Origin of the sequence: Arthrobacter sp. NPDC080073 (assembly GCF_040686575.1) — a bacterium.
Lineage (GTDB): Bacteria > Actinomycetota > Actinomycetes > Actinomycetales > Micrococcaceae > Arthrobacter.
Window position 1 is genome coordinate 168,610 of sequence record NZ_JBFBKR010000009.1, and the last position, 16,238, is coordinate 184,847.

Here is a 16,238-nt window from a genome sequence, read left to right on the forward strand (position 1 = left end):
CCGTTGAGCGCACCGAAAACGTGCTCGGCGTGACGCGGCGCGGAGGTGTCGAGGGGTGGTGGGCTACGCGATGAGCGATGTACGGGTGCAGGTCCCTGAAGAAGTTTTGGGCATGCGAGTTGGACAGCGCCGTATCCCCGCCCCGGAGCCGACCCCGGCCACGTGGACCACCACGTTCGGATGGTTCGAAAGTTCGATGGCCACAAGCAGCGAATTGGTCGCTGCCGCGCCACGAAAATCACTGGGGATTGTCCTCGCCACGCTAAGCGCGGTTGTTCGGACATTCAGGACTATGAACTGCACCGGCTCCAGCAACGAGGCAGGACATCGACCGGTCATGCGACCAGGAAAAAGAACACCCCCTCACCCGGTGGGGTGAGGGGGTGTCACGCGCAGCTTAAGTGAGCGGGCGTCCGCCCAAAAGACGGCTTAAGTGAGCGGGCGTCCGCCCAAAAGGCAGCATAAGTCAGCGGGCGTCTAGGACTCGGCGGGCTCCTCGTAACGCGGGAAGACCGGGGCCGGGGCCGGGAGCTCAGTGCCGGGGAGGATCGGCGTTGCGATGGCCGCGAACTGGCGGGCCTCGCCTTCCGGCTGTCCCAGCACCTCAAGCAGCTTGGCGGCCGACGTCGGCATGACCGGCTGGGTGAGGATCGCCACGATGCGGACAACCTCCAGCGTGACGTACAGGACCGTGTTCATGCGCTCGACGTCGGTCTTGCGCAGCACCCACGGGGCCTGCTCGGCGAAGTACGCATTGGTGTCGCCCAGCACGGCCCAGATTGCCTCGAGGGCCCGGCTGAATTCCTGCTTCTCGAAAGCGGCGCGGGCCGCGTCCAGCAGTCCCGCGGCCTGGGCCAGCAGCGCGGTGTCCTCTGCCGAGAAATCGCCGGGAACGGGAACCTTGCCTTCGCAGTTCTTGGCCACCATGGACAGCGAACGCTGGGCCAGGTTGCCGAAGTTGTTGGCGAGGTCTGCGTTCATGCGGCCCACGATCGCCTCGTGGTTGTAGCTGCCGTCGGCGCCGAAGGGTACTTCCCGAAGGAAGAAGAAGCGCACCTGGTCCAGCCCGTACTGGTCGACGAAGTCCTTCGGAGACACCACGTTGCCGAGGGACTTCGACATCTTGACCCCGTTGTTGGTCAGGAAGCCATGGATCATGACGCGCTTAGGCAACTCCAGGCCTGCGCTCATCAGGAAGGCGGGCCAGAAGATCGCATGGAACCGCGAGATGTCCTTGCCGATGACGTGGACGTCCGCGGGCCAGAACTTACGGAACGCCTCCGATTCGGCATCCGGGTAGCCGATGCCCGTCAGGTAATTGGTCAGGGCATCAACCCACACGTACATAACGTGCTTGTCGTTCCCCGGCACCGGGACACCCCAGTCGAAAGTCGTCCGGCTGATCGACAAGTCCTGCAGCCCCTGCTTGACGAAGCTGATGACCTCGTTGAAGCGGTACTGGGGAGCGCCGAATTCCGGCTGCTCCTCGTACAAGGCCAACAACTTGTCCTGGTAGGAGGACAAGCGGAAGAAGTAGCTCTCCTCGGCGGTCCACGTCACTTCGGTGTCGGTACCGCGCGAGTAGCGGACGCCGTCGTCCTTCAGTACGGTCTCGTCCTCGGTGTAATAAGCCTCGTCGCGGACCGAGTACCAGCCCTCGTACTTGGACAGGTAAATGTCCCCCTTGGCTTCCATCTTCTTCCAGATGGCTTGCGAAGCGGCGTAGTGATCGGCGTCCGTGGTTCGGATGAAGCGGTCGTAGGAGATGCCCAAGGCAGCGTGGGCGGCCTTGTAGATTTCGGCATTCCGGTCCACGAGTTCCTTCGGCGTGATGCCTTCCTTCTCCGCCGCCTGGGCAATCTTCATGCCGTGCTCGTCCGTACCGGTCAGGAACATCACGTCGTAGCCGTCGAGGCGCTTGAACCGGGCCATCGCATCGGTGGCGATGTACTCGTAGGCATGCCCGATATGCGGCTCGCCGTTCGGGTACGTAATGGCTGTGGTGATGTAGAACGGGGGTTTATCTGGAGACGTCACTCTACGAAGTTACCTTCTCTTGGAGATGGAAAGACCGGACCGGCCGCATATGACGGCCGGTCCGGAGGCATCGGCTGCTAGTTCAATTCAGTCAGCGTATCGCTGAGCCTGACAAGCTCGTGGTCGTGCGACGCCACGAGCACCGCAATCCCGTCCTTGGTGGTGTCCTTCAGGATGCTGATGATGCGGTTTGCGGAGGTACGGTCCAGGCTGGCCGTTGGTTCGTCGACCACCAGCACGCGGGTGCCCAGGATCAGGGCCCGGGCGATCGCAACACGCTGGCGTTCACCGCCGGACAGCTGCGCCGGACGATGCCGCATGCGCCGGCCCAGCCCCACAAGGTCCAGCAGGTCCTTGGCCATTTCGGTGCGCTGCTCCACCTCGCCGTCGGGAACGGCAGGCAGCAGCACATTCTCCAAAGCGCTCATGCCGTCGATCAAGGCGCCGCCCTGGTCCACGTACCCGATCAGCGCGCGGCGGCGGTCGGCGATTTCGTCGTCGCCCATCTTCTCGAGGGAGTCGCCCTCCCAGAGGACGCGGCCCGACGTCGGGAGCGTCAGTCCCGCTCCGACTGTCAGGATGCTGGTCTTGCCTGAGCCGCTTCGCCCGGCGACGCAGTGCATCTCACCGGCGTGCAGGGTCAGGTTGAAGTCCTCGACGACGGTGACCGGCTCCGCGCCACCCTTGTCACCGCCGTAGCGGATGGTGATGTTGCTCAACTGCAGGGGCATGCCGTGGTCCGAAGCCCGCACGATGGTGTTGGCGCGGGTCTGGAACGACTCGTCGGTGGATTCCGTGGTCGCAGTCAGATCGGGTTTGAGATTGTCAGTCATTTGACCACTTTCGTTGCAATGGGAATCCAGCAAATTACGGCCAGCACACCGGCCAAGGCGGCCCACAGTGCGGCATAGGGGGCGAGCAGCAGGCCCAGGCCCAGCGCCCCCAGGACGCCCAGGATCAGGGCCACGGCTCCGACCAAGGCATTTTCGAAGAATCGGACCTGCCCCAGCATGTCCGGGTTCCAGCCCATGGCCCGGAGCGTGCCGAGCTGTTCGCGCCTGGCCTGGAGTTCGAACCGACCCGTGACCAAGGTCAACACGAGGCCCACGAGCACCCCGCAGACTGCCAGGATGACGCTCGGCAGCGCGATGGTGGCGGAGGCGAGCCCGCTGAGGGCGCTGGCTCCAGCTGCCCGCGGGATGTCAATAAGCAAGGCGATCAGGGCACCAACGGCCGCACCGAACACGCCCACGGCCACGGCCAGCGCCAATGAGCTGAAACGGTGGGTGACCAGCTGGCGGTACGCAAACGTCAGCGGTGAATCCACCGGTATCAGTCGTTCATCGTGTTGGGGTTCCTGGTCAACGACGTCCCGGTGCCGCAATTGCTGGGCCGCGACATAGGCGGCAGCGCAGTAAATGAGCAATACCGACGCGGAAACAATGACCGTGGCCAGGTTCCAGCTCAAAAGGCTCAGCGCAATGCCTGCCACGGCGACGATCCCCGCCCCGATGCCGAATTCCTCCAGGACCCAACTTCGGATCTTCCTTTGGGTCCAGCCCATGGCGCGGAGGATCCCCGCCTCGCTGCGTCGCTGGCGGATATAGCTGACTGTGGAAGCGCCGGTCAGGAGGGTGGCCCCGCACAGCGTCAGGAAGAGGAGGGTGATATTGGTGCCCGTCAGGGAACCGGATACGGCATCGGCGGCATCCTGCCGAACCCACGACTGCTGGACCGTGCCCAGCGCGGATTCCTTGCCGGCGTCGTCCTTGGAGTATCCCGGGACGAAGATGTTGGCGTCTTCCCGCGCGGAGCCGGCCACCACTGTGGCTTCCAGGCCCATGTCGCGGATCTGGGCTGCGAGCTTGTCGACCTCCGGTTGGGCTTGCTTCCAGTTGCCTGGCGCGCTGGCGCGGACCCGGACGGCGTCGATCACGTTGGCGTTGGAATCGTAACCGCGGGCGGCGGCGAGGCCGTAGTAGTCGGTAATGGCCCCGGCGGACTGGCTGACCAGGCCGGTTGCGCTCAGCGAGGGCTTGAGGCCCATGGCTGACGTGGCATTGCCGGACGCGTCCTTCTGGAGCGTCATCGGGGCCGGGTCGTAGCCACCCAGGGGCAGCTTGTTCACATCGCCTGCTGCTTTCTGGATCTGGGCCGGATCGAACGTCCCGTAGACCATCGGCAGCGGGGTAGCGGGCTTCGATCCGGTGGCAAGGTTCTCCCGGTACGAGCGCTCGTCGACAGGCTTGCGCTGGCTCTGGTCCACGATCGCCCCGAAGGCCGACTTCTCGGGCAGCTTGTTGACGGTAACCCAGTCCCCCGGTATGGCGGACTTGCCGACGGCTCCATTCGCGGAAGTTTCGCCGTCCTTGTACTTGGGTGCGGCTGCGAAGTCCGTGCTCCACTGGGCCGGCTGGTACAGGCCTTGGCTGAAGTTGCCCGTGTTACCGAGCAACTGGCTGTGGTCCGTGGATCCTGGCCAGGACAGGGCGAACGGCGACTTCGACACGAACGGCAGGTAGTCCTTGTCCAGGGAGCGCGAGACAGTGCCGACGTCGTTGACGACCTTGCCCGAATTGTCGATTTCCTCGATCTTGACCGAGTACTTCAGATCCAGTGAGGTTCCCTGGCGGACGATCAAAGGAATGGCTTGCGAGGCATCCGTGATCTGGCCGGACAGCTTTGCCTGCTGGTATTGGGTCATGAGGGGTGCCCAGTATTTGAGCTTGACACCCATGAAATCCGGGCCTTGTTCGAGTTCCTGCTGCGTGGGGCTCTTGGCGAAGAGTTGTTCGAAGTAGCGGCCGATCGCACCGGCGTTGCGGGTGTCGGCCGGCGGCGCCTTTTGCAGCGGTGCAAGGAAGTCTCCGGCCGAGCCCAGGAGGGCGCGTTCAGCGGTCGGATCGACGGCGACCACCGACTCTGTGACCTGCGGAGCCATGGGCAGCGCCACGGAAAGGTTGAAGAGGTTGTGTTCGGAGCCACCGGCAGGAGCAGGGAACTTGATGCCGGTCTCCCCCGCAGGGCCGGCAATGCGGATGCTCTTGCCACCGGCGGTCTGCTGCTCGACGACCTGCCCCTTGCCGAGCGTGCCTTCAGCGCTGGTCTGGAAGAGGGTTTGCTGGGACACTCCGTCGGAGCTCACGGCAGTGGCAGTCAGGCGGTACTTCTTGGGCTGCGCTGGAAGCACGGATTCCGGCGCGGGCCAGCTCTTGGAGTCCGTTCCGGTCGGATCCCCCGCGGTGGCTCCGCCGGCCAGCCCGGCGTTGTAGCCAAGGTAGTCCATTGCATCCAGACGCGGGGTTTCCAGGTTCTGTGTCACCCGGGAAACGAGGCTGATGGGCGCCGCGACCGCCGCACCGCTCAGCCCGCGGATCTTCTCCAGTTGCGGGAAGCTGATGCCGCCCTGGCCGTTCGCGATGTCCGGCTGGAGGAGTGCCCCGCCGTCCTTGGTATTCGCGGACTTGGCCTGGACCAGGATGTCGTACAGGCCGCGGGAGTTCTCATCCACCGTCCGGTTCAGCGCGGCCTGCGACTGGCTCTGGATGAAGACGGACAAACACATGGCGACGATCAAAATGGCCGCGGTCAACAGAAGCACACGGCTTCGGATGAACCTCTGGACGGCGTTCATAGGGCTCCCTGAGTCCTGGATTGCGGGTGTGCACACTGCTGACCTTGGAATCATGCCGAGGCAAGAGGAATCCACCGGGTGCGTGCAAAAGATATTGGCCGGCCTGCCGCCGGTTCCGAATTTCGGACCAAGCCATTGTAGGCAGACCGGCCAATAATATGTGGCCGATGTGAACTGCGGCACACTTTTCTAGCTCAAACGGTGCGGATGCTAGTCCTCCAGATCCACTTCACGAACCATGTCTGCGCCGATGCCGGCCTTGATGGCTTCAAGGACCTGCTGCGGCACGGAAGTGTCGATCGTCAGCAGCGCCAGGACCTGCCCGCCTTCGCTCTGGCGGGCCACCTGCATGCCACCGATATTGATGTTGTTCATGCCCAGGATGTGGCCGATGGTACCGATGACACCGGGGCGGTCAGCGTAGGAAACAACCACCAGGTGCTCGCTGATCGGGATTTCGACGTCGTAGCCGTTGACGCCCACGAGCTTCTGGACCTGCTTGGGCCCGGTGAGCGTGCCAGCCACGGAAATCTGGGAGCCGTCGCTCAGTGCGCCGCGGATGGTCAGGACGTTGCGGTAGTCCTCGGCTTCCGCCGTCGTGATCAGGCGGGTGTTGATGCCGCGCTGCTCGGCGATGACGGGCGCGTTGACGTAGGAGACCTGCTCGGTCACGACGTCGGCGAACACCCCCTTGAGCGCTGCCAGCTCGAGGACCTTCACGTCCAGGCTCGCGATCTCGCCCGCGACCTCGACGTCGATCTGTGTCAAGGACGCGTGGGTCAGGGCCGTGAAGATCCGGCCGAGCTTCTCGATCAGCGGAATTCCGGGGCGAACGTCGGAAGCGATCACGCCACCTGCGACGTTGACTGCGTCCGGGACGAGTTCGCCGGCAAGGGCGAGGCGGACGGACTTCGCCACCGAGACCCCGGCTTTTTCCTGGGCTTCGTCCGTGGACGCACCGAGGTGGGGCGTCACAATGACGTTGTCCATGCCGAAGAAGGGAAGGTCGGTGCTCGGCTCCTTGACGAAAACATCAATGCCGGCGCCGGCGATCTGGCCGTCCTCCAAAGCCTCGTGGAGGGCTTCTTCGTCGATCAGGCCGCCACGGGCGACGTTGACAACGTAGGCCGTTTCCTTCATCTTCTTGAAGGCATCGGCGCCCAGCATGCCCACGGTTTCCGGGGTTTTGGGCATGTGGATGGTGATGAAGTCCGACTTCTCCAGCAGCTCGTCCAGCGTGACGAGCTTGACGCCGAGTTGCGCCGCGCGTGCCGAGGTGATGTAGGGGTCGTAGGCGAGGATCTCGGTCTCGAAGCCTTGGAGGCGGGCAGCCACGAGCGCTCCGATGCGCCCGAGGCCAATGATGCCGATCTTCTTCTCGAAGAGTTCGATGCCCGTGTACTTGGAGCGCTTCCACTCGCCGCCCTTCAGGGCGGAACTGGCCTGCGGGATGTGGCGGGCGAGGCTGAGGATGTGGCCGACTGTAAGTTCGGCAGCGGACACAATGTTCGACGTCGGAGCGTTGACGACCATGACGCCGGCCTGGGTGGCGGCCTTGATGTCCACGTTGTCCAGGCCGACACCGGCACGCGCGATGATTTTGAGGTTCTTGGCTGCGGCAATTGCCTCGGCGTCCACCTGGGTGGCTGAACGCACGAGGATGGCGTCGACGTCGACGATTGCGGAGAGCAGCTGGGAGCGGTCCGCGCCGTCGGTTTGGCGGATCTCGAAGTCCGGACCAAGGGCCTCGATCGTGGCGGGCGAAAGTTCCTCAGCGAGGAGTACTACTGGCTTGGTGCTAGTCACCGGTGACCTCTTTAGCTCTCTTTTTCAGGTGGGGTTTTGGTGAAACGATTCTTTGACGACGAAGGCCGGACCCGGTATACCGGGTCCGGCCTCCATGCCGGGCGGCTTCATTTCGAGCCTATCCCGAACGGCGTTCTGTGTTGAATTGCTACGGCTCCTGCCGCGGCTTCAGCGGGTGCCTTGACTAGCGGGCTGCGGAGCCTTCGACGTAGTCCTCGTCCTGCTGCTGCCAGGAGAACAGGGAACGCAGCTCGCGGCCGACAGCCTCGATCGGGTGCTGCTCTGCCTTGGCCCGCAGTTCCTTGAACTCGACGGCGCCGTTGTCCTGGTCGTCGATGAAACGCTTGGCGAAGGCGCCGGACTGGATGTCGGCGAGGACGCCGGCCATGTTTTCCTTGACCCGGGGGTCGATGACGCGCGGGCCGGAGACGTAGTCGCCGTACTCCGCGGTGTCGGAAACGCTCCAGCGCTGCTTGGCGATGCCGCCCTCCCACATGAGGTCAACGATGAGCTTGAGCTCGTGCAGAACCTCGAAGTAGGCGATCTGCGGCTGGTAGCCGGCTTCGGTCAGGGTCTCGAAGCCGTACTGGATCAGCTGGGAGACACCGCCGCACAGGACAGCCTGCTCGCCGAAAAGGTCGGTTTCGGTCTCTTCGGTGAAGGTGGTCTTGATGACGCCGGCGCGGGTTCCGCCGATTGCCTTCGCGTAGGACTTGGCCAGTTCCCAAGCGGAACCGGATGCGTCCTGCTCGACGGCGATGATGTCCGGGATACCGCGGCCGGCTTCGAATTCGCGGCGCACGGTGTGTCCGGGAGCCTTCGGAGCGATCAGGATGACGTCGACGCCCTCGGGCGCCTCGATGTAGCCGAAGCGGATGTTGAAGCCGTGCGCGAAGGCAAGGGCCTTGCCGGGGGTCAGCTTGTCCTTGATGGAGTCGTTGTAGATCGCGCGCTGGTGCTGGTCCGGCGCGAGGATCATGATGACGTCGGCCCATTCGGCGGCGTCGGCAACGTTCTTGACCGTAAAGCCTGCGTCCTGGGCCTTGGCGATCGACTTCGAGCCTTCCTTGAGCGCGATGACAACCTCGACGCCGGAGTCGCGCAGGTTCAGCGCGTGGGCGTGGCCCTGGGAACCGTAGCCGACAATGGCGACCTTGCGACCCTGGATGATCGACAGGTCTGCGTCGTCGTCGTAGAACATTTCAGTCACTTGCGTAACTCCTCTTGAGTGGTTTTGTAGATATTGTCTGTGGTTCGGTATCGGGCTACTACGCAGTACTTAAGACAGTGCCTAAGCGCTGCGCAAAGCCCTGTCACTCATGGAGCGGGATCCCCGCCCAACGGCCAAGGTGCCGGACTGCACTATTTCGCGGATGCCGAACGGCTCAAGCACTGAAAGCAGCGCTGCAAGCTTTTCCGGGGTACCGGTTGCCTCAATGACCACCGAGTCTGTGGAAACGTCAACCACTGAGGCACGGAACAAGTCTGCAGCTTGGGTGACCTGCAGGCGTGTCGCGGCATCCGCACGTACCTTGACCAGGATGTGGTCACGTTGCACGGAAGATTCTGAAGTCAGCTCGACAATCTTGATCACGTTGATCAGTTTGTTGAGCTGTTTGGTGACCTGCTCGATGAGGTCGCCATCGGCGTCGACGACGACGGTCATCCGGGAAATCCCGGAGACCTCGGTGGGCCCGACGGCCAGGGAGTTGATGTTGAAGGCCCGCCGGGCGAAGAGGCTGGCCACGCGGGTCAGCACGCCGGGCTTGTCTTCGACCAGAACGGACAGTGTGTGGCGGCTCATGGCTAGTCCTCCTCTTCCCATTCCGGGGTCATGTTGCGGGCAACCTGGATCTGGTCGTTCGAGACTCCGGAGGGGACCATCGGCCACACCATGGAGTTCGGGCTGACCACGAAGTCGATGACCACGGGGCGGTCATTGATTTCCAGGGCCTTCTGGATGGTCGCGTCGATGTCCTCGTCCCGGTCGCAGCGGAACGCGGCACAGCCGTAGGCGTCTGCCAGCTTGACGAAGTCCGGGATACGGACGGTGTCGTGGCCGGTATTCAGGTCGGTGTTGGAGTAGCGGCCTTCATAGAAGAGGGTCTGCCACTGGCGCACCATGCCCAGCGAGGAGTTGTTGATGATGGCAACCTTGATGGGAATTTTGTTGATGGCGCAGGTGGCCAGTTCCTGGTTGGTCATCTGGAAGCAGCCGTCGCCGTCGATCGCCCAGACCACGCGGTCGGGTTCGCCGACCTTGGCGCCCATGGCTGCCGGCACGGCATAACCCATGGTGCCGGCCCCGCCGGAGTTCAGCCAGGCGTGGGGACGCTCGTACTTGATGAACTGGGCGGCCCACATCTGGTGCTGGCCAACGCCTGCAACGTAGATGCCTTCCGGACCCGTGAGCGCACCAATGCGTTCGATGACGCGCTGGGGGGCGCTGAGTCCGTCGTCCGGTTCAGTCCAGCCCAGGGGGTAGGTGTCGCGGAGGTTGTTGAGGAACGCCCACCAACCGTCGAGGTCCGGGGTGCCGGACTGTTCGAAAGCGTTACGGACGGCCTCGCTCAGCTCCGGAATGATCTCCTTGACGGAGCCCACGATCGGAACGTCAGCCGTGCGGTTCTTGGAAATCTCAGCGGGGTCGATGTCCGCGTGGATGATCTTGGCATGCGGAGCGAAGGTGCTGAGGACACCTGTCACCCGGTCATCGAAGCGCGCGCCGAGGGTGATCAGCAGATCGGACTGCTGCAGTGCGGTGACCGCGGAAACCGTGCCGTGCATGCCGGGCATGCCGACGTGCTGCGGGTGGGAATCCGGGAACACGCCGCGGGCCATGAGGGTGGTCACCACAGGTGCGCCGGTCAGCTCTGCCAGTTCGCGCAGTTCTGCCGAAGCGTGCGCCTTGACCACACCGCCCCCGACATACAGGACAGGCTTGCGTGCCGCAGCGATCAGCCGGGCAGCCTCGCGCACCTGCTTGTTGTGGCCACGGACCACCGGCCGGTAACCCGGCAAATCGATCTTGGGAGGCCAGGAGAAGGTCATGGTGCCCTGCTGGGCATTCTTGGCGATGTCCACCAAAACCGGACCGGGACGCCCGGTGCTCGCAAGGTAGAAAGCTTCGGCCATGACATGCGGAATGTCATTGGGATCCGTCACCAGGAAGGAATGCTTGGTGATCGGCATGGTGATGCCGACGATGTCTGCCTCCTGGAAGGCATCCGTGCCGATGACCGAAGCCGATACCTGGCCGGTAATGGCAACGAGGGGCACGGAGTCCATGTGGGCATCCATGATGGCGGTAACGAGGTTGGTGGCACCGGGGCCCGAGGTGGCGATGCAGACGCCAACCCGTCCGGTAACCATGGCGTAGCCTTGGGCTGCGTGGCCGGCTCCCTGTTCGTGACGGACCAGGACGTGATTCATCTTGGAGGCCATCAAAGGGTCATAGGTGGGGAGGATCGCGCCACCGGGCAAACCAAAAATATCGTCCACGCCGAGTTCTTCGAGCGAGCGGACAATAGCTTCCGAGCCGGTCATCACCGTTGGGGGTACAACGTTGTTCGGCCCGAGTACAGGAGAGAGAGTTGCAGCATTGTCGACGACGGCGTCAGCCGTACGGTCGACCTTTTCCGGAGCCTTGGGGGCTCCAGCGGACTTTGCAGCCATCAGCGAGGGGCTGATCGGCGATCCTTTGCTCATCGGACTCTTCCTTTGGGGATCTTCAATTAGTGAAAGTTACTGCGTGGGTACTGCGGTCATGCGGGTTCTTGCTTTTCGCGCGGTCCCCTGCGGGAAATAAAAAAACCCCTCAGCCTTGCGGCTCTTCGAGGGGTTGCGCGTGACGGTTCGTTACCAGTCGGGCTAGGAGGCCACGCGCTTGGTAAGTACGACAGTGCCCACGGTGGCGCCGACAGTAACGAATGCGATCATGCGTTCAGTGTTCCCTCTTTGTGAGATGAGTGTCAAACGATGAAGATCTCATCTCACCATGTGGACTCCGTTGTCCACAGGCTGGTCATGCCCGGCCGCCCAACTGACTCGCAGTTGTTGTCGCTATGAGGCGCCAAAACGACAACAAGTGCGAGTCAGTTGGGCCGGAACCCGGAATCAGCCGCAGTAGGCGCCGGTGGAGGCGCTGTGCACCAGTTTGGCGTACTTGGCGAGGACGCCCTTGGTGAACTTGGCCGGAAGGGGCTCCCAGCCGACCTTGCGGGACTCGAGTTCGGCTTCGTCCACCAGGAGGTCGAACGAACGGGCGGCGATGTCCACGCGGATCTTGTCGCCGTCCTTGACGAAGGCGATGGGTCCGCCGTCGACGGCTTCGGGCGCAACGTGCCCGATGCACAGACCGGTGGTACCTCCCGAGAAGCGGCCGTCGGTCAGCAGGAGCACGTCCTTGCCGAGGCCCGCGCCCTTGATGGCGCCGGTGATGGCGAGCATCTCACGCATGCCCGGGCCGCCCTTGGGTCCTTCGTACCGGATCACGACGACGTCCCCGGCCTTGATCTCGCCCTTGTCCAAAGCGTCGAGGGCTCCCTGCTCGCGTTCGAACACGCGGGCGGTTCCTTCGAAGACATCGGCGTCGAAGCCGGCGCTCTTCACGACGGCACCTTCCGGCGCCATGGAACCGTGCAGGATGGTGATGCCGCCGGTCTTGTGGATCGGGTTGTCCAGCGCGCGCAGGATCTTGCCGTCCAGGTCCGGCGGGTTGATGGAGGCAAGGTTCTCGGCGAGGGTCTTGCCCGTGACCGTCAGGCAGTCGCCGTGCAGCAGCCCGGCGTCGAGCAGCGCCTTCATGATGACCGGCACGCCGCCGATCTTGTCGACGTCGGTCATGACATAGCGGCCGAAGGGCTTGAGGTCGCCCAGGTGCGGGATCTTGTCGCCGATGCGGTTGAAGTCGTCCAGCGTGAGTTCGACCTCGGCTTCACGGGCGATCGCGAGCAGGTGCAGGACGGCGTTGGTGGAACCGCCGAAGGCCATGGTGACGGCGATGGCGTTCTCGAACGCCTTCTTGGTCATGATGTCCCGGGCGGTGATGCCGAGGCGGAGCAGGTTGACCACTGCCTCCCCGGACTTGCGGGCAAAGTCATCACGACGGCGGTCTGCCGAGGGCGGGGCGGCCGAGCCCGGCAGGGACATGCCGAGGGCTTCGCCGATGCACGCCATGGTGTTGGCCGTGTACATGCCGCCGCAGGCGCCTTCGCCGGGACAGATCGCGCGTTCGATACGGTCCAGGTCGCCCCTGCTCATCTTGCCGGCAGCGCACGCGCCCACGGCTTCGAAGGCATCGATGAGGGTGACTTCCTTCTCCGAGCCGTCCTCGAGCTTGACCCAGCCCGGCATGATGGAACCGGCGTAAAGGAAGACGCTGGCGAGATCCAGTCGGGCGGCTGCCATCAGCATGCCGGGGAGGGACTTGTCGCAGCCTGCCAGCAAAACAGAGCCGTCAATGCGCTCGGCCTGCATGACGGTTTCAACGGAGTCGGCAATGACTTCGCGCGAAACAAGGGAAAAGTGCATGCCCTCGTGGCCCATCGAAATGCCGTCCGAAACGGAAATGGTGCCGAACTGCATGGGGAAACCACCGCCGGCGTGAACGCCTTCCTTGGCGCCCTGGGCGAGTCGGTTCAGCGAGAGGTTGCAGGGCGTAATTTCGTTCCACGAGCTCGCGACACCGATTTGCGGCTTGGCGAAGTCGTCATCGCCCATGCCTACGGCCCGGAACATGCCTCGCGCGGGGGCGGCATGGATGCCGTCCGTTACGACCCGGCTGCGTGGCTTGATGTCCGGCTGGTTGTCTGTCGCGATTGGGGTGTGGTCACTCATGGGCACGAGTCTATGACTCTTGAGCTGTGGCCAACGAACATGATCGGCGGGTTAAGGCGAATTTAGCGCTATTTCATTCAATATTTCAGTCAAATAATGGACAGTCGTCTCGATATGTGAGACATGAGTCTCGTTGCCGGCCGCAGTTCCCTCCGACAGGAACGCGGACGCGCTGACGGCCGCGAATCGCTTGACTAACCTAGACAGCCCCGTGACACGGACGTAACGTCAAATCACGACAGCTGCGCCAATTGAACAGACAGAAGGGCTCCTCCCATGGATTGGTTGATCTGGGTCATCGTCATCGTGTTGATCGTCGCGATTGTTTGGTGGCTCCTGAGCCGCAATAGCGCGAAGTCTTCCTCGAACGCCATGGCCCCGGCTTCACCGTCGCCGACTGCCTCGTCACCGCAAACGGATATCACTTCCGCAGCCCTGACGGGCTCCGCCCCTTTGGTCGCTGCAACCGCGACCGCCGATCAAGACCCGGCCGGGTCCCGCGCCGCCGAACCCAAGGCCCAACCCGAGCCGGAGGCGGCAACCAAGGCTGACGGCGTCGACGTCGACGACTGGGAGGGCCCTGTCCCTCCCCTCCAGACCGGAATGGCCGCCCGGGAAGAGTCCTCCGCGTCCGGAACTCCTGCGGAAGAACCCGTGTTGAAGGAGCCCACGCTCTCGGAACCCGTGCTTTCCAATGACGCGGTTTCCGAAGCGGCCGCACCGACCGCTGCCGAGCCGGAACTTGAGGGGGGCGTGACGGCCGACGACGTTACAGCGGCCGACAGTGCCGAGTGGGAAGCCACCTGGAGCGAAGGCGGCGCACCAGCGGCCCCCGCCCCTGTCCACCACCGCGAATACACGGACGCCCATGCACCGACGCTTCCGGGTGCGGAATCAGCCGCGGCGGAAGCAGTCGACGCTGCTGCGGATGGGGCGCAAGACGACCGGGCCGGAGCTCCCGACGCGGTCCCGGCGCCTGTTGAGTCAACCGCCCTGGCCCAGGATTCCGCGGGCGCGTCTCCGCTGGGCGGGCATCTGGCCGCCGAGCAGCCGTACGGTGAAGGCTCGGCTGCGGCCGGCGCCGACGGGAGCGGCCCCGAGGGCTACACAGTCAAGGGCAACGCGGACACCATGACCTACCACGATGAAGACAGCCCGTCCTACGACGAAGTCAAGGCCGAAGTCTGGTTCGTTTCGAGCGCCCACGCCGAGGCAGCCGGTTTCCGGCCCCCTCGCAGGAACCGCCGCTGAGAGCCCTCAGGACCTGAAGACCCCGGGCAGTAAGCGGCCCGGCAAGCAGGACAAGCAATGAACCAGGCGAAGGCGGGTTCCGGGAGCGTTTTCCGGTCCCGCCTTGCGCTTGTCCGGGCTCCGATAGCAGTGGCCTGCCTCGTGGCTTTGCTGCTGGGCGCATGCACAGGGAGTGCCCCCGGTCCGGGGCCCACCCAAGGCAACGGACCGGAGTTGCTTCGCAAGCTTGACCTCAACCTGACACTCCCGTGGTCCATCGTGTTCCTCGACGACGGCACTGCAATCATCTCCGAGCGCGACACAAAGCTGATCAAATCGGTCCGGAACGAGCGGGCCACGACGGTAGGCGAGTTTCCCGGCGTCGTGCCCGGCGGCGAAGGCGGACTGCTGGGGCTGGCACTCTCCCCGGCGTTCGCCAGCGACCGCCTGCTGTATGCCTATTTCACCGCTGAATCGGACAACCGGATTTCGCGCACCCGCCTCGAGCAGGCCGCAGACGGGCGGTTGAGTCTCGGCACACCCGAAGTCATCTTCTCCGGCATTCCCAAAGCCTCGACCCACAACGGAGGGCGCATCCGTTTCGGCCCCGACGGGTTCCTCTACGTCGGCACGGGAGATGCCCAGCATCCGGAGCAAGCACAGGACCGCAATGCGCTCGGCGGGAAGATCCTGCGGCTGACCCCCGAGGGGAAAGCCGCGCCGGGCAACCCGTTCGCCAACCCCGTTTACAGCTACGGACACCGCAACGTGCAGGGTCTGGCATGGGACAGTTCCGGAAGGCTATGGGCGAGCGAATTCGGCCCCGACGTCAACGACGAACTCAACCTCATCGAAGCCGGCGGCAACTACGGTTGGCCACAAGTGACCGGGGCCCCCGGCCGCACCGGCTACATCGATGCCAAGGTTGTCTGGCCTTCGACGGCGGATGCCTCGCCGAGCGGGCTGGAAATCGTCAACGGAACAGCGTTCACGTGCGCGCTGCACGGGCAGCGTTTATGGACGGTACCGCTGAACGGAAAGACAGCGGGGAATCCCGTGGCATACCTCACAGCTGCCTATGGACGTTTACGGGACGTTTCGCTTGCGCCGGACGGCACGCTTTGGGTCCTCAGCAACAACCAAAACCCTGACTTTGCGCTGGTCCTTAAGCCTCCCGCATAGTGACGCGCAGGAGGCCCGGGCCGATTTCACACTTGGGCAAGTGTCGTGTAGAGTTACATGTCGTTGCGGAGATCAACGAGGGAAGAAAAGCCCCTCAGCTGATCGAAATCGACAAATGCACCTCTAGCTCAATTGGCAGAGCAATTGACTCTTAATCAATGGGTTCCGGGTTCAAGTCCCGGGGGGTGCACCAAAGGGAAGGACCCTTGAGCGGCAACAGCCGCTCAAGGGTTATTTCTTTGCGTTGCGAGCAACAAACAATTGCACCTCTAGCTCAATTGGCAGAGCAATTGACTCTTAATCAATGGGTTCCGGGTTCAAGTCCCGGGGGGTGCACCAAAGGGAAGATCCCTGGATGGCTGAATGGCCGTCCAGGGATCTCTTTGCTTTTCTGCCGGCTGCGCCGTCTGGCGGCTGGGGTTATAGGACAAAACGTGTGTAAATCCCGGGCGCGTCATGTGCGGCCTGCCCATCCTTTTCGGGTCCAGAGGCCTTCTTCGGCGCTGAGGCC

Annotated in this window: 10 protein-coding genes and 2 tRNA genes; 4 read left to right on the forward strand and 8 right to left on the reverse strand. The window is 63.7% G+C overall.

Features of this window, described 5'->3' with window-relative positions; translation table 11 throughout:
• Window positions 1-477 precede the first annotated feature (477 nt).
• The 8 genes from metG to ilvD form a co-directional block, all read right to left on the reverse strand.
• The gene (gene metG, locus AB0O52_RS12720; protein WP_364538032.1) at window positions 478-2,037 is read right to left on the reverse strand and encodes a methionine--tRNA ligase; all 1,560 of its coding nucleotides are present in this window, start codon (window positions 2,035-2,037) and stop codon (window positions 478-480) included.
• Between the two features lie 77 nt (window positions 2,038-2,114).
• Window positions 2,115-2,870, reverse strand: coding sequence for an ATP-binding cassette domain-containing protein (locus AB0O52_RS12725; protein ID WP_364538034.1), 756 nt, complete (start codon window positions 2,868-2,870; stop codon window positions 2,115-2,117).
• On the reverse strand, window positions 2,867-5,671 hold the full coding sequence (locus AB0O52_RS12730) for an FtsX-like permease family protein (RefSeq protein ID WP_364538036.1): 2,805 nt from the start codon (window positions 5,669-5,671) through the stop codon (window positions 2,867-2,869). The genes AB0O52_RS12725 and AB0O52_RS12730 overlap by 4 nt, the downstream gene beginning before the upstream one ends.
• Window positions 5,672-5,881: 210 nt before the next feature.
• On the reverse strand, window positions 5,882-7,477 hold the full coding sequence (gene serA, locus AB0O52_RS12735) for a phosphoglycerate dehydrogenase (RefSeq protein WP_364538038.1): 1,596 nt from the start codon (window positions 7,475-7,477) through the stop codon (window positions 5,882-5,884).
• 184 nt (window positions 7,478-7,661) lie between these two features.
• Window positions 7,662-8,687 (reverse strand): ketol-acid reductoisomerase, encoded by a 1,026-nt coding sequence (gene ilvC, locus AB0O52_RS12740; protein ID WP_364538040.1) that lies wholly within the window; start codon window positions 8,685-8,687, stop codon window positions 7,662-7,664.
• Between the two features lie 81 nt (window positions 8,688-8,768).
• Complete coding sequence (gene ilvN, locus AB0O52_RS12745; protein ID WP_028264679.1) at window positions 8,769-9,281, reverse strand: acetolactate synthase small subunit; 513 nt, start codon at window positions 9,279-9,281, stop codon at window positions 8,769-8,771.
• Window positions 9,282-9,283: 2 nt separating this feature from the next.
• The gene (locus AB0O52_RS12750) at window positions 9,284-11,185 is read right to left on the reverse strand and encodes an acetolactate synthase large subunit (RefSeq protein ID WP_364538042.1); all 1,902 of its coding nucleotides are present in this window, start codon (window positions 11,183-11,185) and stop codon (window positions 9,284-9,286) included.
• 408 nt (window positions 11,186-11,593) lie between these two features.
• Complete coding sequence (ilvD, locus tag AB0O52_RS12755) at window positions 11,594-13,315, reverse strand: dihydroxy-acid dehydratase (RefSeq protein ID WP_345449920.1); 1,722 nt, start codon at window positions 13,313-13,315, stop codon at window positions 11,594-11,596.
• A gap of 276 nt (window positions 13,316-13,591) precedes the next feature.
• Between ilvD and AB0O52_RS12760 the strand changes: the two genes are divergently transcribed.
• The 4 genes from AB0O52_RS12760 (at window position 13,592) to AB0O52_RS12775 (ending at window position 16,066) form a co-directional block, all read left to right on the forward strand.
• Entirely contained in the window at window positions 13,592-14,566 is a 975-nt protein-coding gene (locus AB0O52_RS12760) for a hypothetical protein (protein ID WP_364538044.1), read from the forward strand.
• 57 nt (window positions 14,567-14,623) lie between these two features.
• Window positions 14,624-15,727, forward strand: a complete 1,104-nt coding sequence (locus AB0O52_RS12765) for a PQQ-dependent sugar dehydrogenase (RefSeq protein WP_364538046.1) — start codon at window positions 14,624-14,626, stop codon at window positions 15,725-15,727.
• Between the two features lie 117 nt (window positions 15,728-15,844).
• Window positions 15,845-15,920 (forward strand) — tRNA-Lys (locus AB0O52_RS12770).
• A 70-nt stretch (window positions 15,921-15,990) separates the two neighbouring features.
• Window positions 15,991-16,066, forward strand: a tRNA-Lys gene (locus tag AB0O52_RS12775).
• Window positions 16,067-16,238 lie beyond the last annotated feature (172 nt).